At 66.4% G+C, this 17492-nt stretch carries 16 protein-coding genes; 7 read left to right on the top strand and 9 right to left on the bottom strand.

Annotated features, from left to right (window positions below):
• Window position 1 precedes the first annotated feature (1 nt).
• The 7 genes from KAJ83_RS17785 to KAJ83_RS17755 all read right to left on the bottom strand — a co-directional run bounded on the left by KAJ83_RS17785 (window position 2) and on the right by KAJ83_RS17755 (window position 7526).
• Complete coding sequence (locus tag KAJ83_RS17785) at window positions 2-307, bottom strand: virulence factor (protein ID WP_210683465.1); 306 nt, start codon at window positions 305-307, stop codon at window positions 2-4.
• 3 nt (window positions 308-310) lie between these two features.
• Window positions 311-1015, bottom strand: coding sequence for a DUF1638 domain-containing protein (locus KAJ83_RS17780; protein ID WP_210683464.1), 705 nt, complete (start codon window positions 1013-1015; stop codon window positions 311-313).
• Window positions 1016-1067: 52 nt separating this feature from the next.
• Window positions 1068-1757 carry a corrinoid protein gene (locus tag KAJ83_RS17775; protein ID WP_210683463.1) on the bottom strand — a complete coding sequence of 230 codons (690 nt, stop codon included), beginning with the start codon at window positions 1755-1757 and terminating at the stop codon, window positions 1068-1070.
• 204 nt (window positions 1758-1961) lie between these two features.
• Window positions 1962-2723, bottom strand: coding sequence for a tetratricopeptide repeat protein (locus KAJ83_RS19565; RefSeq protein ID WP_210683462.1), 762 nt, complete (start codon window positions 2721-2723; stop codon window positions 1962-1964).
• Window positions 2724-2913: 190 nt separating this feature from the next.
• Complete coding sequence (locus KAJ83_RS17765; RefSeq protein ID WP_210683461.1) at window positions 2914-3915, bottom strand: MDR family oxidoreductase; 1002 nt, start codon at window positions 3913-3915, stop codon at window positions 2914-2916.
• 60 nt (window positions 3916-3975) lie between these two features.
• A complete protein-coding gene (locus KAJ83_RS17760) occupies window positions 3976-5142 on the bottom strand; it encodes an acetyl-CoA acetyltransferase (protein WP_210683460.1) in 1167 nt (388 codons plus the stop codon).
• Between the two features lie 158 nt (window positions 5143-5300).
• Window positions 5301-7526 carry an adenylate/guanylate cyclase domain-containing protein gene (locus tag KAJ83_RS17755; RefSeq protein ID WP_210683459.1) on the bottom strand — a complete coding sequence of 742 codons (2226 nt, stop codon included), beginning with the start codon at window positions 7524-7526 and terminating at the stop codon, window positions 5301-5303.
• Between the two features lie 280 nt (window positions 7527-7806).
• Here KAJ83_RS17755 and KAJ83_RS17750 point away from each other — a divergent pair, with 280 nt between their 5' ends.
• Window positions 7807-8313, top strand: a complete 507-nt coding sequence (locus tag KAJ83_RS17750; RefSeq protein WP_246484854.1) for a YbaK/EbsC family protein — start codon at window positions 7807-7809, stop codon at window positions 8311-8313.
• Window positions 8314-8407: 94 nt separating this feature from the next.
• Window positions 8408-9343 (top strand): maleate cis-trans isomerase family protein, encoded by a 936-nt coding sequence (locus KAJ83_RS17745; protein WP_210683458.1) that lies wholly within the window; start codon window positions 8408-8410, stop codon window positions 9341-9343.
• A 33-nt stretch (window positions 9344-9376) separates the two neighbouring features.
• On the opposite strand, the gene KAJ83_RS17740 is transcribed toward KAJ83_RS17745, so the two are convergent.
• Entirely contained in the window at window positions 9377-10381 is a 1005-nt protein-coding gene (locus tag KAJ83_RS17740; protein ID WP_210683457.1) for an SDR family NAD(P)-dependent oxidoreductase, read from the bottom strand.
• A 294-nt stretch (window positions 10382-10675) separates the two neighbouring features.
• On the opposite strand from KAJ83_RS17740, the gene KAJ83_RS17735 reads away from it, so the two are divergent.
• Together KAJ83_RS17735 and KAJ83_RS17730 are read left to right on the top strand one after the other, a co-directional pair.
• Window positions 10676-14260 carry an indolepyruvate ferredoxin oxidoreductase family protein gene (locus tag KAJ83_RS17735; RefSeq protein WP_210683456.1) on the top strand — a complete coding sequence of 1195 codons (3585 nt, stop codon included), beginning with the start codon at window positions 10676-10678 and terminating at the stop codon, window positions 14258-14260.
• A gap of 89 nt (window positions 14261-14349) precedes the next feature.
• Entirely contained in the window at window positions 14350-14844 is a 495-nt protein-coding gene (locus KAJ83_RS17730; RefSeq protein ID WP_210683455.1) for a GNAT family N-acetyltransferase, read from the top strand.
• 43 nt (window positions 14845-14887) lie between these two features.
• Here the strand turns inward: KAJ83_RS17730 and folE are convergent, their stop codons facing one another.
• Window positions 14888-15490, bottom strand: a complete 603-nt coding sequence (gene folE / locus KAJ83_RS17725) for a GTP cyclohydrolase I FolE (RefSeq protein ID WP_210683454.1) — start codon at window positions 15488-15490, stop codon at window positions 14888-14890.
• A 256-nt stretch (window positions 15491-15746) separates the two neighbouring features.
• On the opposite strand from folE, the gene KAJ83_RS17720 reads away from it, so the two are divergent.
• The 3 genes from KAJ83_RS17720 to KAJ83_RS17710 are packed head-to-tail and all read left to right on the top strand — an operon-like array spanning window position 15747 to window position 17474.
• Window positions 15747-16205: an iron-sulfur cluster assembly scaffold protein gene (locus tag KAJ83_RS17720; RefSeq protein WP_210683453.1), complete on the top strand. Its 459-nt coding sequence runs from the start codon at window positions 15747-15749 to the stop codon at window positions 16203-16205.
• Entirely contained in the window at window positions 16202-16492 is a 291-nt protein-coding gene (gene yidD, locus KAJ83_RS17715; protein ID WP_379786820.1) for a membrane protein insertion efficiency factor YidD, read from the top strand. The genes KAJ83_RS17720 and yidD overlap by 4 nt, the downstream gene beginning before the upstream one ends.
• Window positions 16493-16544: 52 nt before the next feature.
• A complete protein-coding gene (locus tag KAJ83_RS17710; protein ID WP_281413176.1) occupies window positions 16545-17474 on the top strand; it encodes a DMT family transporter in 930 nt (309 codons plus the stop codon).
• The last annotated feature ends 18 nt before the right edge of the window (window positions 17475-17492 follow it).

The following is a 17492-nucleotide window of genomic DNA, read 5'->3' as shown; positions in this document are numbered from 1 at the left end:
ATCAGCCGGGTGAATGGCCGCCATTGGCGACCAGCGCGTCGAGGCGCGCCTGATCGTAGTCGCGCTCCAGCGCTGCGGCGGCCGTCTCCGCCTCGCCGTTCAGATCGTCGGAAACCTCGACCGGGTCCGCCTTGCGCCATTCGGCCAGGTAGTCGTCGGTCGCGCGCGCCTTGCCGCGCATCGCGGCGCGGTCGATCGCCTTCTCGAAGCGCTCAGCCAGCACGCGCTTGACCTGATCGCGCCGGCCTTTCTTGACGATGACCTGGGCGGGGATGTCGCGCCAATAGACGGTGATGAGTTGCGCCATTCTCTAGCCTTTTCCTGCTTGCGCCGAGGGGACCGTCGCGTGGCCGGAGGCCGCCTCGGCCATGAAATCCGCGAGTTCGCCATAGCCCGTTCGCCGCCGCTCATAGGCGAGGCCGAGGCGCGCGGCCCCCGCTTCCGCCCGCGCGTCGAGCGCCGGGTCGTCGGTCTGCGCCAGATAGACGAGCCGCTTATAATTGCCGAACATCATCGCCAGCAATTCCGGATGCCGGTCGAGCTTCATGCCCTTGATCACCAGCGTCTCGAAATGTCGGGCCAGATAGTCGGTCAGGTAGAAGGTGCCGGGCTCGGCCTCGTGCAGGGCGTCGAACGCCTCCTGGCCCGCGAAGAAGGCATAGCAATGCGGCCCCGCCAGCCGTTCGCCCCCTTCCTCGGCCAGAACCTTGTCGATATCGCCGCCGGTGCCGCAATCGGCATAGGCGACGAGGATACGGTCATAGCGGTCGCGATTGGCGCGAATCTTCGCGCGCAGCCGCTCCGGTATCAGCTTCGGCCTGTTATGCAGGTCGGCCGGCAGGCAGGTGAGATCCATGTGCCGCCAGCCATTGAGGTCGATCAGCGCCAGGATTTCGCGCGCCAGCGCGCCGCAGGCGATGATCAGCATGGCCGCCGAGCCGCTCACCCGTTCCGGCGCTTCGTCGGGCGCCGGAACGGGGGGCGGGGGCAACTCCTCGTCGTGTTCGGACGCCATGGCGCGCCCTCCTGACCCGGTGTCGCCGTGGCGTCCGGGTTCGCTTGCGCCTCTATTGATTGTGCTTGCGGGCCAGATATTCCTTGGCCATCTCGACCGCCACGGCCGCGTCGCGGCAATAGGCGTCGGCCCCGACCTCGCGCGCGAACTCCTCGTTCAACGGCGCGCCGCCGACGAGCACGGTATAGTCGTCGCGGATGCCCTGCTCCTTCATCGTGTCGATCACGACCTTCATATAGGGCATGGTGGTGGTCAGCAGCGCCGACATGCCCAGGATGTCGGGCTTGTGCTTCTCCAGCGCTTCCAGATAGTTCTCGACCGGGTTGTTGATCCCGATATCGATCACCTCGAAGCCGGCGCCCTCCATCATCATGGAGACGAGGTTCTTGCCGATATCGTGGATGTCGCCCTTGACGGTGCCGATCACCATCTTGCCTTGCGGGGGCGCGCCGGTCTCCGCCAGAAGCGGGCGCAGGATGTTCATGCCGGACTTCATCGAGTTCGCGGCCATCAGCACTTCCGGCACGAACAGGATGCCGTCGCGGAAATCGACGCCGACGATCCGCATGCCCTCGACCAGCGCCTCGGTCAGGACTCGGTAGGGCGGCCAGCCACGACTCAGCAGGATGTTGGTCCCCGCGACGACCTCGTCCGCGAGCCCGTCATAGAGATCGTCCCACATCTGCTCGACCAGTTCCTGGTCGTCGAGTTCGTTCAGATCGAGATCGTCTTCCTCGGCCATGTCCTCTATCCCCTAAAAACGACGGCCCTCGTCAAAGGCTAACGGGGCGAAACGGCCGGCCGATCCACCCACGGAAGCCCCCATGCGTCGAGCCCAACGCTACCGGCTGGGGCCGGACAAACTCCCGTGGCCGCGACCAGATTTATTCCTGGCGCGACCAGCACGCACGTCGCGTTCCCGACAATAGGGGATGGGCAATGGAGTTCAGCGCTCGGTCCGGATTTGGGCCAGGGTGTCGTGCGCGCTCTTGAGCTTGCGCGCCTCCTCCTTGGCCGGTTCGTCCATCCGGGCCTCGATTTGCGGCAGAAGCTCCAAGGCCTCGGCGTTTCCGGCCTCCGCGGCGCGCTTGAGCCATGCCCATGCCTCGACCGGATCGATGGGAACGCCGACACCGACGCTGTGGATTTCGGCCAACGCCATTTGCGCCTCGACGACCCCGGCCAGCGCCGCGCGCTCGAACCAGCGGATGGCGGTCGGGATATCCTGGGGCAGGCCGCGCCCCTGGCTCATCATCAGGGCGTAGTTGTACTGCGCCTCGGCCATGCCGGAATCGGCGGCTTGCCGATAGTTCGTGGCCGCACCCTTGGCGTCCGGCGGACCGCCGCGCCCTTCCTCCAGCATGACGCCGAGTTTGTATTGCGCGGGTGGATAGCCATGGCGCGCCGCGCGTTCGAACCAACCGCGCGCCGCCGCGTCGTCCGGCGTGCCGGTGATCAGCCCCTGCTCGGCCATCAGGCCCAGATAGAATTGGGCGCGGGCGTCGCCGCTTTCCGCGCGGTCGCGATAACGCTCGACGACGAAATCCGGCGCACGTTCCAACGTGCGATCGCCGAGATAGGATTGGGCGAGTTGAACGGTCCCGGACGGGGCGGGCCCCGGTCGCGCGTGCGCGGAGGCAGGAGAGGGAAGAGCCGCAAGGGCGGACAGGGCGGCGCCGAGCAGGCACACCCCCAAGAAGGCGCCCACGCGGGCCGCCGCGCGCGCATGCGCCGGCCGTCGGACTATGGCGGATCCGAGTCCGAGTCCTCGATCCGGGGTAGGTGCCCCGTTATGCATCGACCGACCTTCTTGTGGTTTCCCCTCAACGCGTGGAACTTAGGACGATTCCCTCATGGCGTCGAGTGGCGGGAAGGCCGGCGCGTAGTAACCCGGCCGTTCAGCCGGCGAGATCGACCACGAGCCGCCCGCGGACCCGGCCCTTCAGGATATCCTTGGCCCGGGCGGGCAGCTCGTCGAGGGTGCAGGTACTCATCGCCGTGTCCAGCATCTCGCTCGGCAGATCCTCGGTGACGCGCTTCCAGGCGCGGACCCGGTTCTCGAAGGGTTGCAGCACGGAATCGATGCCGAGCAGATTGACCGCGCGCAGCAGCAACGGCACGACCGTGGTCTGTACCTGCGGTCCCCCGGCAAGCCCGCAACAGGCGATCGAGGTGCCGTATTTCATCTGACCCATCGCGCGGGCCAGGACGGAACCGCCGACGGTGTCGACCGCGTGGTTCCAGTTCTCGCTCTCCAGCGGCTTGTCGCTGGGCTCGGAGAGGGCGGAACGCTCCAGGATATCGGTGGCGCCGAGGCGCTTGAGATAATCCGCTTCCTCCGGCCGGCCGGTCAGCGCGGTCACGTCATGGCCGCGCTTGGCCAGGATCGCGGTCGCGACCGACCCGACCCCGCCCGATGCGCCGGTCACCAACACCGGACCGTTTCCGGCCTTGAGGCCGTGATCCTCCAGCGCCAGGACGCACAGCATCGCGGTCAGGCCCGCCGTGCCGACCGCCATCGCATGTTTCGTGTCCAGCCCGTTCGGCAGCGGCACCAGCCAATCCGCCTTGACCCGCGCCTTCTGGGAAAAGCCGCCCCAATAACGCTCCCCGACATGCCAGCCGGTCAGCACGACCTTGTCGCCGGGCCTGTAGCGGTCGTCGCTGGAATGCTCCACCGTACCGGCGAGGTCGATGCCGGGCACATGCGGAAATTTCCGGGCGAGCCGGCCCTTGTTGCCGTCGACGACCATGCCGTCCTTGTAATTAAGGGTGGAATAGTCGACGGCGACCGTGACTTCGCCTTCCGGCAGATCGTCCTCGGTCAGCGCCTCGATCCCGGCCTTGGCCTTGCCGTCATCGCCCTCGCGAAGCACCAGCGCGCGGAATGTGCCTGCCATGGTTCGCTCTCCTGTCGTTCGATGCGCGTGCGTGGAAGCCTTCCCCGTCGTCGCCCGACGTCAGCGGATGGCCTCCAGGATGGAACAATAGTTCGCGACGGCCGCGCCGCCCATGTTGAAGAGGCCGCCGATTTCCGCGCCGTCCACCTGCATGTCGCCGGCTTCCCCGCGTACCTGCATGGCGGTCAGCACATGCATGGAGACGCCGGTGGCGCCGATCGGGTGGCCCTTTGCCTTGAGGCCGCCCGATGCGTTGACCGGAAGCCTGCCATCCTTGCGGGTCAGCCCGTTCAGCACGGCCTTCGCGCCTTCTCCCGGCCGGGCGAGGCCCATCGCCTCGACCTGCATCAATTCGGCGATGGTGAAGCAGTCGTGGGTTTCCACGAAATCCAGATCGGTGATGGAGAGGGACGCGTCCTCCAGTGCCTTGCGCCAGGCGCGGGCGCAGCCGTCCAGACCGGTCATGTCGCGCTTCGACATAGGCAGGAAATCGTTCACCTGCGCGCGTGAGCGGAAGGCGACCGCCTTCCTGCCGGCGAGCGCGGCGTCGACGTCGCGCAGCACGAGCGCCGCCGCCCCGTCGGAGACGAGCGAGCAATCCGTGCGCTTCAACGGCCCGGCCACGACGGGGTTCTTGTCCGAGACCGTCCGGCAGAAGTCATAGCCCAGATCGCGGCGCATCTGGGCGTAGGGATTGGCGCAGCCGTTCTTGTGGTTCTTCGCCGCGATGGCGGCGAGCACGTCGCTCTGGTCGCCGTATTTCTGGAAATAGCCATTGCAGATCTGGCCGAAGACCCCGGCGAATCCCCCCTCGGTCTCGCCTTCCTCCTTCAGATAGGCGGCCTGCAACAGGATGCCGCCGATCTCCGGTCCCGGCGTCGCGGTCATCTTTTCGACGCCGATCACCAGGACGGTGCGGCCCTGGCGTGCCTCGATGAAGTTGAGGCCCTGGTGAACGGCGGCCGACCCGGTGGCGCAGGCGTTCTCCAGCCGCGTCGCGGGCGCGTAGCGCAGGCCGGGAATCGCGTTCATCACCAGCGAGGCGCCGAAATCCTGCTTGGAGAAGCCGCCATTGTACCAGCCGAGATAGATGGCATCGACTTCCTCCGGCGCGATCTCGGCATCGGCCAGCGCGTCGGCGGCGACCCGTCCGATGAGGGATTCGACATCCTCGTCCTCCAGCTTGCCGAAGGGTGAATGGCTCCAGCCGGTTATGCAGGCGGTCATCGGGACGGTCCTTTCCTGGGTCGGGTCCTGGGTCGGGTCTCGTCGCGGCCGGCGATCCGATCACGGCGCGAAGTCTGCGGAAGTGTTAACAGGCGGGCTCCAGGCTTCCAAGCACGGTCGACCCGTGGCCGACCCGTGGCCGGGCCGCCGCGCGGCCATCATCTGACGACGGCCGTCGCCCGTTTGCCGGCCGTCGGGTCGCGCGGTCGGCGGCGCGGCCGCGTCAGGCGGAAGATCGGTTGCGGTTTCTGGAATCCCTTGAGTTGGAACCGGCCGAGTTCCACGAACTTCATCGCTTGGTCGCGGCACATCTCCTCCACGATACCGGAGACGGCGATCTGCCCCGCGCCGGCCTTGCTCATCACGCGGGCGGCAAGATTGACCGGCGTCCCGAAGATGTCCCCCGATTCATGGATCGGCTCGCCCGCGCTCAATCCCACGCGAACGGTGAAGGCCAGGTCCGGCATCATCTCGCTGAAACGCGCGAAGCCGTCCTGCATGGCGAGCGCGCCCTCCGCCGCGGCGACAACATCCGGGAAGCTGGCCATGATGCCGTCGCCGGTATGCTTGATCTCCTGACCGCGAAAACGGGTCAGCGCCTCGCGCACGATGTCGTTGTGCGCGCGCACGACATTCATCATCCATTTATCGCCGTTACGCTGCTGCAGGTTGGTGGAGTCGACGATATCCGTGAACAGCACCGCGACGAACCCGAGCGGCGTGTCGTCGCCCCGCGCCTTGCGGCGGGGGTCGGTGTCGAAATGTTTCGACTCAGGTTGAGCGCCCCCCCGTTCCTGACGGGTGGTTTGACGGGCTTCGGCGGGCCGGCGCCAGGTCTCGACCGCGCGTTCGAGACCGGAGTCCTCGTTCGTGCCCTTCGAGATGCGCAGCCCGCCGGATCGCCCGGCCGCGTACATGTCGAAATAGCGCTGATCGAGTAGATATTCATCGATATTGGCCGCGAACCCCCGGGCATGCTGCTTGGAGGCGCCGAGCCGCTCGATCTCCGCCGCCAACATCTCGACCAGTTGGCGCTGGGTGACACCCGACCGGCGCGCGAAGGTTTCCGCCGCCCCGGCGAGGAAGAGGATCAATCCGAAACGAAGATAGCTGTCCTGGATCAGGGTGCGGCCATAGAGCCCCTGCGCCTCGCGCACCAGCCTCGACAGGCCGGCCTTGACCGCCGCCGCGCCCTCTTCCGCTGGATGCCCGGGCCGGGGGGTGGAGGGCGGGGCGTTTTCGGCGGGCGGTTCCGACGGCCGGTCGGTCGCCGAGTTCGGCGGCAGGTTCGTGTTCTTGTCGAGGTCGCTTGGTTCGGTCCTGTCCGGCATGGTGGTGACCGCCTCCTCGGCGGCCCCGACGGAGGAGGGGGCGGGCATATCCTCCCCTTCCTCGATCAGCGGAGCATCTTCCCCGTGCGACCGCCGTTCGGCCTCCAGCGCGTCGAGGACATCGCGGGCCAGGGCGTCGAGCGCCTCGCGGGGGTCGCCGGGCTCGTCCGGCTCGTCCTCCTCGTGCGCGGCGGATGGCTCCTCCTCTTCCATTCCGCGCAACGCTTCCGCTTCCGCCGCCAGGGACGCGGTGGCGGCGTCCTTGCGTCCGGGAGGTTTCTTGGCCGGTTTGGCACTTTCCGGCGCGAGAGGTTCTAGAGCGTCCTCGCCCGGCGTGCCGGGACGGCTGTCGTCGAGGGCTTTCCTCAGCATCGGGAAGAAGGTGAAGGCCCAGCCGATCACCCAACTGCCGATCAGGACCGTTTGGCTGAAGGTCCGTTCCAGGGAGACGCCCGTCGAGGCGAGCCACCGCAAACCGTGGAAGGCGAGGACGCCCACCGCCGTTCCGACCAGGCAGGCCGCCATGAAGGCGAGCGCGATCCAAAGCGTCAATCTGGGAAGATCGACATCCTGCCGCTTCGCCCGGCGGGCGGGCACGCTCGCGAGGGGTTGGTCGCGCCCCCCCCTTTTCTGGGCGGAGCGGGCTCCCCGCTTTTGCCGGTCTAGGCGTTCCGCGCGTTTCTTCTTGGCGGCGTCGATGCGCTTGCGCGCGTCGTCGGCCGCGTTGGCCGCGGCCGAACCCGCCGGCGCCGCCAAGGCGGGTCCCCGGGATTTCCCCCCCGCCATCTTGCCGCTATCCACCGCGCCGGAGGTAATGAAGGAGACGGGCGGCTTCGCCTTCATGGTCGGCGTATGATAGATCACCGATTCGCTGGCGGTGTTGGTGGCGCTATCGAAGGCTTCCCTTACGACGCAGGCGGCACTGAAGGCCCCGCTGTCAAGGCGCTTGGCCTCCTCGATCGCATCGTCCCGGTCGGCTGCTTCGAAGCGGGCATGAATCTGCCAGCGCCCGTTCTGCATGTAGTAAACTTCGAAGGAAACCGAGCGGGCCATGGTTAGAATCCCGGTCCCGCGCGTGAGACGGCGCGCACGGTAAAGACTTCGCCGGCCGCGCGCGGCTGCGATACCGTCCCGACCTTCTGCACCATCGATCCCTTCCCCCCGTTCGAGTCCCCCCGGGGCTTGTACTACTCCGCCGATCGCGCCGCCTTGGACGCTTGAGGCCCCTTCAGTATAACGGACTCGCGCGGAACCGTAGTGGCAAAGTATCTATTGGAATCGTTAAGATTTCCAGCGTGTGGAAGAATTCGGCGGATCGGGAGGATGGATCGGCATGTCGATGGGTACGGGCGATAACGGGGCGGCGGCGAAAGGCTCGGTCGAAAGGCTCGGCGCGGTGTTGGACCGCTTCGGCCTCGACCTGGAGATCAAGCGCTTTCCCGCTTCCACCCGCACGGCGGAGGATGCGGCGGCCGCCATCGGGTGCACCGTCGCGCAGATCGCGAAATCCATCGTCTTTCGCGGCGCGGAAACCGACCGCGTCGTGCTGGTCGTGACGAGCGGCACGAACCGGGTGGACGAAAAGAAGGTCGCCGCCGCGATCGGGGAGCCTCCGGGGCGCGCCGATGCCGCCTTCGTGCGGGAGCGGACCGGCTTCGCGATCGGTGGGGTCGCGCCGGTAGGTCATCGCGAGACGCCGGTCGTCCTTCTCGACCGGGATTTGCGCGCGCATGCGGAGATCTGGGCCGCGGCCGGCGCGCCGGATGCCGTCTTTCGGTTGACGCCGGATCAACTGGCCGCTCTCACCGACGCGGATTGGCACGATATCCGGCGCGCATAGCGAAAAGTGATGTCGCGATTTCGCTAGGCGTTCCGCGAACCCCGCCCCTATCCTAAATCGTTCCCGGTATCGGAACGCAACCGAGGAGGTGGCGATGCATGAGGAAAGCGACCCCGTACGGCCCGGCCGGGGCGGCGATTTCGTCCTATCGCCGGCTCCCCGGACAAACCTTGCGGGCAGGGTGCCCGTGGTGCGCGATGCGGCGACGGCATCGCGTGGCGGGGGCCCGTTCCTTGGTGAGTGTCGCGGTGAGTACCGGGCGGCGATTCCATGTGAATTGGTGCCGTCGCTCGGCTGGAAGGCGCGGATCGGCCTCATCGTCCTGGCCAGCGATCATACGGTCGAGTTCGAGTGGCGGACCCTGATGCAGGCGGCGGCCGAGGCGGAAGGCGGCGCCGAGAGCATCGCCGTCCATGCCGCGCGAATCGCGAACGATCCGGAAATCACGACGCGTTCCCTGGCCGCCATGGAAGCACGGATCACGGCGACCGCCGATCTGCTGCTGCCCGGGGCGGCGTTCGACGTGATCGCCTATGGCTGTACCTCGGCGGCGATGCTGATCGGTCCGGACCGGGTGCGCGACCTGGTCCGGGCGGCGCGCCCCGGCGTCGCCGTGACGGAGCCGGTGAGCGCCGCGCTCGCCGCCTTTGGATCGCTGGGGGTGACGCGCGTCGCCATGCTGACCCCCTATATGCCGGAGGTCGATGAATGCCTTCGCACCGGGTTCGAGGCGCACGGTCTCGCCATCCCCCGGATGGGGTCCTTCTCGATCCCGAACGATAACGATGCTTCGCGCATATCGCCGGACAGTCTGTTCGATGCGGGCATGGCGTTGGCGGGCGATCCGGCGGTGGAGGGGCTTTTCGTCTCCTGCACCTCCATCCGGCTCGCGCCCGTCATCGGACGGCTGGAGGCGGCGCTCGGCAAGCCGGTCACATCCTCCAACATGGCGCTCGGCTGGCATGCGCTGCGTCTCGCCGGGGCGGAGGCATCGCTCGCCGGCCACGGTCGGCTGTTCGAGCCGCGCTGACCCGCTCGCGCGGGGCGCCGGACGGGCGCGCCGTCAAAGCGTGTGATAGTCGCGATACCAGGCGACGAATTCCGGAATGCCGACATCGATCGGCGTCGTCGGGGCATAGCCGAAATCGCGGGCGATGGCGGAGATATCGGCATAGGTCTCGCGGACGTCGCCCGGTTGCATCGGCTGGAAATCGATCTCGGCCTTGATGCCCAGCGCGTCCTCCAGCACCTCGATCATGCGCATCAGGGGCTCGGGCCGGTTGTTGCCGATATTATAGACCCGGTGGGGGACGCCGTCGGGGCCCGCCGCCTCGCCGCCATCGGCGGGAGGGCCGTCGAGCACCGCCAGCACGCCGGCCACGATATCGCGCACGAAGGTAAAATCGCGTCGCATGTCACCGTTGTTGAAGACCTTGATCGGCCGGCCCTTCACCATCGCGTCGGTGAATAGATAGGCCGCCATGTCCGGCCGGCCCCAGGGACCGTAGACCGTGAAGAAGCGCAGGCCCGTCATCGGAATGCGGTAGAGGTGGCTGTAGCAATGGCCCATCAACTCGTCGCTGCGCTTCGTCGCGGCATAGAGCGAAACCGGCGTATCGACGCGGTCGTCGGTCGAGAAGGGAACCTTCGTGTTGCCGCCATAGACGGAGGAGCTTGAGGCGTAGACCATATGCTCCAGCCGCCCTTCGGCGGCGAGGCGTCGCGCGCCCTCCAGGATGTTGAGCTGGCCCAGGATATTCGCCTCGATATAGGCGTGCGGGTTCTCCAGCGAATAACGCACGCCCGCCTGGGCGGCGAGATGGACGATCCGCGTGATGTCGCCACGGCGCGCGAACAAATCCTCGATCGCGGCGCGGTCGGCGATATCGATTTTCTCGAAGGTGAAGCCGTCCAACCCGTTCAGTGTCGCCAGCCGCGCCTGTTTTAGAGTCGGATCGTAATAGTCGTTCAGATTGTCGATCCCGACGACGCGCTGCCCGCGTGCGGCAAGGTCCCGTACAACGTGGGAGCCGATGAAACCGGCCGCGCCGGTAACGAGGATGGTCATGCTGAAACCCGCGAACCGTCTAGTGAAAACGTGGCCCGTGAGGGGGCGCCCTCCTATAGCCCCTTGGGCGGGCGGATGCACGCGTGGAAATGCCAGTTACGGGCGGGAGCGGGCGCGGCCTTGAAAAAATAGGTCAGTAATGCTAACCTATCTTGGCGAATGAAGGAAGGCATTCCGTCCGGCCCTCGCTTGAGGCGCGGGGCGGAAGACGCCATATCCATTATAATAAGATCCTTCGAACAGGTAGGTGCGCGCGGGCCTCGAATCGCGCCGGACGGGAGAAGCGAAGCAATCATGGCCGAACATCAGACCTCCGAGCAAATCCGACAAGCGCTCGCCGATGTGCATCTCGACGACAAATATACCGTCGACTCGGGACGAATCTTTCTGACCGGGACCCAGGCGCTGGTGCGTCTGCCGTTGATGCAGCGTGCGCGCGATCACGATGCCGGCCTCAAGACCGGCGGGTTCATATCCGGCTATCGCGGGTCGCCGCTGGGCGGATTGGATCAGCAACTATGGAAGGCGCGCAGCTTCCTCGCCAATGGCGGCATCCATTTTCAGCCCGGCGTGAACGAGGATCTGGCGGCGACCGCCATCTGGGGCACGCAGCAGGTCGGCCTTTTCCCCGGCGCGACGGTCGATGGCGTTTTCTCCATCTGGTACGGCAAGGGGCCGGGTGTCGACCGGTCCGGCGATGTGTTCCGGCATGCGAATCTGGCCGGCACGTCGCGGCATGGTGGCGTCCTGGCGCTCGCCGGCGACGATCATACCTGCAAGAGTTCGACCACCGCGCACCAGACCGAATACGCCTTCATGGATGCGATGATTCCGGTCCTGAATCCCTCCAATGTTCAGGAATTCCTGGATATGGGGCTGCACGGCTTCGCGATGAGCCGTTATTCGGGTTGCTGGGTCGCCTTCAAGACGCTGGCGGACACGGTGGATACCTCGGCCTCCGTCCATGTCGATCCGCTGCGCCTGCAAACGCGCCTGCCGGATGATTTCGACATGCCGGAGGGCGGGTTGAACGCGCGCTGGACGGGCCATCAGCCGCTGGAGCAGGAGGAGATGCTGCATAAGTACAAGCTCTATGCGGCGCTTGCCTATGCCCGGGCGAACAATCTCAACAAGGTGGTGCTGAAATCGCCGAAGCCCCGGCTCGGCATCGTGACCACCGGGAAGGCCTATCTCGACGTCATGCAGGCGCTGGAGGATCTGCATGTGGACGAGGCGCGGGCCAAGGAACTCGGCATCTCCATCTACAAGATCGGCATGCCCTGGCCGCTGGAGCGCGAGGGTATCCGCGCCTTCGCCCAGGACCAGGAGGAAATCCTGGTCGTGGAGGAGAAGCGTGCCCTGATGGAGAACCAACTCAAGGAACAGCTCTATAACTGGACCACGGCAAAGCGTCCGCGCGTCGTCGGTAAGTTCGACGAGGCAGGAGAGGAACTGTTGCCGGCCTATGGCGAATTGACCCCGGCGCGGATCGCGCAGGTCCTGGTCGGACGGCTGAAGGCGCTTCCGGGCGGGGACGCGACCGGCGAGCAGGACTCTCACTTCCAACAGCGGCTGAGTTTCCTCGACGCGAAGGAGAAGTCGCTCGCCCAGAACAAGTCGCCGATGAGCCGGCTGCCCTATTTCTGCTCCGGCTGTCCCCACAACACCTCCACCAAGGTGCCGGAGGGTAGCCGCGCCATCGCCGGTATCGGCTGTCACTACATGGCGCAGTGGATGGACCGCTCGACCGCCACCTTCACCCAGATGGGCGGGGAGGGGATGACCTGGGTCGGTCAGGCCCCCTTCACGGAGGAGAAGCATGTCTTCGTCAATCTCGGCGACGGCACCTATTTCCATTCCGGCCTGATGGCGATCCGCGCGGCGGCGGCCGCCAAGGTCAATGTGACCTACAAGATCCTCTACAACGACGCCGTCGCCATGACCGGCGGTCAGCCGCATGACGGTCCGATCGACGTGCCGACGATGGCCGCGCAGGTCGTGGCGGAGGGTGCCTCGCGCCTCGTCATCGTCTCCGACGAGCCGGAGAAATATACGACCGGCATGTTCCCGGGCGGCACGACGATCCATCACCGCGACGACCTGGACGATATCCAGCGCGAGCTTCGGGAGACCGAGGGCTGCAGCATCATGATCTACGATCAGACCTGCGCGGCGGAGAAACGTCGCCGGCGCAAGCGCGGCAAGTTTCCCGACCCCGCCAAGCGGGTGGTGATCAACGAGTTGGTCTGCGAGGGCTGCGGCGATTGCGGCGTCAAGTCCAACTGCGTCTCCGTCGTGCCGAAGGAAACCGAGTTCGGTCGTAAGCGCCAGATCGATCAGTCGAGCTGCAACAAGGATTTCTCCTGCCTGAACGGCTTTTGCCCCAGCTTCGTGACGGTCGAGGGCGGGCAGCTTCGCAAGGGCAAGGGCGCCGCCGCCAATGCGAGCAAGGAAGCCGGCGTCGCCGACATCTTCGAAACCCTGCCCCATCCCGAAGCGGCGAGCGTCGAGGCCAAGCCCTTCGGCATCCTGCTGACCGGCGTCGGCGGGACGGGCGTTGTCACGATCGGCGCGCTGATCGGCATGGCGGCGCATCTGGAAGGCAAGGGGTGCTCCGTCCTAGACATGGCGGGCCTCGCCCAGAAGGGCGGCGCGGTGACCAGCCATATCCGGGTCGGCAAGTCGCCGGAACAGATCAAGGCACTGCGTATCGCCGCCGGTGGGGCGGATCTGATCATGGGCTGCGATATCGTCGTGGCCTCGGGCATGGATGCGATGTCGAAGTCGGATCATGGCCAGACCCGCGCCATCATCAACACCCATCAGACGGTCACCGGCGATTTCACCCGCAATCCCGACTGGACCTTCCCGGTCGAGGAGATGAAGAACGTGATCGCCGAGGAGGTCGGTAAGGATGCCGCCCATTTCGTCGAGGCGACGGAACTCGCCGAGGCGCTGATGGGCGATTCCATCGCGACCAACCTCTTCATGGTCGGCTATGCCGCGCAGAAGGGCCTGCTTCCGGTCAGCCTGGAGGCGGTGGAGCGGGCGATCGAGCTGAACGGCGTCGCGATCGAGTTCAACAAACGCGCGCTTCTATGGGGGCGCCGGGCGGCGCATGACCTGGCCGCGGTCCAGAAGCTGGTCCGCCGCGCCAACGAGCAATCCGCCGCCCAACAGACCCCGGCGGAACAGGACGACCAGGCGATCGCCACCACCCTGGAAGGCATGGTGGCCAAGCGTGTCGATTTCCTGCGCGCCTATCAGGGCGAGAAACTGGCGCGGCGCTATAAGGACATGGTGGATCGCGTGGTGACGGCGGAGGCGCGCGCGGTGCGCGATTCCGACGCCCTCGCCCGGGCGGTCGCGCGCTATTACTTCAAGCTTCTCGCCATCAAGGACGAGTACGAGGTCGCGCGCCTCTACACCGACGGCAGCTTCGAGCGGATGGTTCATGCCAAGTTCGAGGGGGACTACAAGCTCAAGTTCCACCTCGCCCCGCCGCTAGGCGCACCGCGTGACCCGAAGACGGGGCATCTGGTGAAGAAACAATTCGGTCCCTGGATGATGCCGGCTTTCCGCCTGTTGGCGAAGCTGAAGGGACTGCGCGGCACGCCCTTCGATATCTTCGGCTATACCGAGGAACGCAAGCGAGAGCGCGCCTTGATCGCCGAGTACGAGACCGTGATCGCCGAGGTTCTCGGCACGCTCGGCACCGCCAATCACCCGGTGGCGGTCGAACTCGCCTCCGTGCCGGAGCATATCCGGGGCTATGGCCATGTGAAGGAGCAGCATATCGAAACCGCCAAGGCGAACGAGAAGCTGCTTCTGGAGCGATTCCGCAATCCGCGCCGGGCGGCCCCGGCGGCGGCGGAATAGAAGGCGCGCGGCGACGGAATGGGCGGTGATATGGGCGCTCCCCGCCGGCCGGGCTTGACCCGGCCGGTGCTTTGGGGACCATTTCGCGCATGTCCTTTACCATCCGCGACGCGACCGAGGCCGACCGTCCGACCCTGACCCGCTTCATGGCGGCGTTGCAGGAGGTCGAGCGCGCGCTCCACCCCAGCCGCCGGCCCGGCGCGGCCATGGCGGCCGATCACCTCGACCATCTATTGGGGAAGGTGGCCGACCACCTTGGATGTTGTCTGATCGCGGAAGCCTCGGGCGAAGAAGGGGGCGCGGCGATCGCCTTCCTGATCGGCTTCGTCGAGGAGGATGAGGGCCATTATCTCACCGTGGACTATGCCGCGCCGGCCCATATCTCCGATCTTTATGTCGTGGTGGATTGGCGCGGGCGCGGGGTGGCGGAGGCGATGATGGAGGCGGCGGAGGCGCATTTCCGCGCGCTCGGCGTCCGCCGGATGACGATTTCCTATGTGGCGGGAAACGAGCCCGCCGCCCGTGCTTACGAAAAGCGCGGTTTCGCACCTTATCTGCAAACGCTGGTGAAGCCGCTTAGCTGACCGGCCGGCTGAAAGACCCGCGTGGAGGAGCGCGGGGCTTATCCTATCCCCGCACCATCGCCAGGAATTCCCGGCGCGTTTCCGGATCGGTACGGAAGGCGCCGGTCATATGGCTGGTGACGGTGCTGACCCCCGGCTTATGGATGCCGCGCGTGGTCATGCACTGATGCTCCGCGTCGATCACCACGGCGACGCCGCGCGGCTTCAGCACGCGCTCTATCGTCTCGGCGATCTGGACCGTCATGGTCTCCTGCGTTTGCAGACGCTTGGCGAAGATTTCAAGCACCCGCGCCAGCTTGGAGATACCCACGACACGGCTCGCCGGCAGGTAGGCGATGCTGGCCGTGCCGATGATCGGGACCATGTGATGCTCGCAATGGCTCTCGAAGCCGATGCCGCGCAGCATCACCATTTCGTCATAGCCTTCGGTCTCCTCGAAGGTGCGGCGCAGTTCCTCCTCCGGGTCGATGGTATAACCGGCAAAGAATTCCTCATAGGCGCGGACCACCCGTCCCGGCGTGTCCAGCAGACCTTCGCGCGCCGGATCCTCGCCGATGAAGGACAGCAGGGTACGGACGGCCGCCTCGGCCTCCTTCCGCTCGGGGCGCTCGGCGACGATCGAGGGCTTATTCGCTGTATCGGGCATGGGGGAATCCTGACTTGCACTCCAAGGGCGCGGGGGGTCGATGCGTCGATCGCCGTGCGTGGGCCGGATATAATCGTCCGTCCCATGGTGACGAGATGGGGTGGGACGGTCCAATCGACCAGCCCGGCCATCACGGCCCCGGCTCGCGACGTCGAAACGCGGCGTATATTGTTGCAACGGCCCCTTGAGTCAACAATATCCCTGGGAGTACGGATGACGTCTTCGCGAGAAGCATGGCAGCGCGCGACGGAACGGAATGAGCGAGACACTCTATAACGATAGAATCCTGGAGATCGCCCGGGGGTTGAGCGCCGACGACCGGCTCATGGACCCGCAGGCGAGCGTGCAGGAGACGAGCCCGCTTTGCGGCAGTCGCATCCGCGTGGATGTGCGTGTCGCGGACGGTCGCGTCGCCGCCTACGGCCAGGAGGTGCGTGCCTGCACCCTGGGGCAGAGCGCGGCCGCCATCATGAAGCGCCATGCAGTCGGTCGCACGCGCGCGGAATTGGTCGCGGTGCGCGATGCGATGGAAGGCATGTTGAAGCGCGGCGATCCGCCGCCGGGCGAGGAGTGGGCGGAGCTTGAAGTATTGCTGCCCGCCCGCGATCATAAATCCCGCCACGCCTCCATCATGCTTCCCTTCAAGGCGGCGGTGAAGGCCTTCGATCGCGCGAGCGGCGAGGACGCCGGTCCCGCCGACGGCGAACCGGCGTGACCGGCCGGCCGATTCCCCGGCCGGACCGCCTGAAACTCAATCCGGGCCAGCGGGCGGTGCTTGCCCTGATCCTCCTCTATCGCGTGACGTTGTCGAGCGTGATGGGACGGACCTGTCGCTTTCTACCGAGCTGTTCCGAATACGCGGCCGAGGCCGTGCGCGCCCATGGGGCAATGCGCGGCGGGCTGCTTGCGTTGAAACGAATCGCGCGTTGCCATCCCTGGGGGGGCAGCGGGTACGATCCGGTGCCGCCGACGGGTGACGATACCCACCGCGGTGGGCGGTGACGGCCCTTCATGGCCGCTGGACCGATCCACATCGCCGGGATAGAAGGCGGACATGACGGAGGATGGTGCGACAGGGCGAAAACCCCTTTCCGATAATGTGAGAGGGGCACTGCTGATGATGGGGTCGATGGCGGCCTTCGGCATCAATGACGCGTTGGTGAAGCTCGCCTCGGTGGAGCTTGGCCTATTCCAGATCATCCTGTTGCGCGGTATCGGGGCCAGCCTGTTGATCCTCGTCCTGGCTTGGCGGCTGGGGGCGTTCCGCGTGCTTCCGGCGCATCGCGACCGGGGTGTCCTTGCCTTGCGGATGGTGGGGGAGGTCGGTGGGACGCTCTGTTTCCTGACGGCGCTCTTTCATATGCCGATCGCGAACGCGACCGCGATTCTCCAGGCCCTGCCATTGGCCGTGACGCTGGCGGCCGCGCTGTTCCTGGGGGAGCCGGTGGGCTGGCGGCGCTATCTGGCGATCGCGGTGGGGTTCACCGGCGTCATGATCATCGTCCGGCCCGGGGCCGAAGGCTTCAATCTCCATACCCTCTACGCGCTTGGCTCCGTCGGTTTCGTCGTCGTACGCGATCTGGCGACGCGGTGCCTGTCGCGGGACGTTCCATCGATGCTGGCGGCCAGCCTGACGGCGATCGTCATCATGATCTCGGGGGCGGTCGGCGTCGCGGTGACGGGGGAGTGGGTGCCGGTCGAGTCGTCGGCGGGTTGGTTGCTGGCGGCATCGGCGGTTTTTATCTTCGTGGGCTATCTGCTCTCCGTCATGACCATGCGGGCGGGCGATATCGGCTTCATCGCGCCCTTCCGCTACAGCAATTTGATATGGGCGCTGTTGCTGGGGGTGTTCGTCTTCGCGGAGATACCGGACCCCCATATGTTGATCGGCGCGGCGATCGTGGTCGGCACGGGTCTCTACAGCTTTCACCGCGAACGGGTTCGCGCGCGGCGCCTGGCGCTCGCCTCCGCCCCTCGCCAATGAGACCGCGAGGACCTAGAC

Origin of the sequence: Marivibrio halodurans, from assembly GCF_017963645.1 — a bacterium.
Taxonomy (GTDB): Bacteria; Pseudomonadota; Alphaproteobacteria; order UBA8366; family Aestuariispiraceae; genus Marivibrio; species Marivibrio halodurans.
The sequence above is the reverse complement of the archived record's forward strand: the minus strand, read 5'-3'. Positions and strand labels throughout refer to the sequence as shown.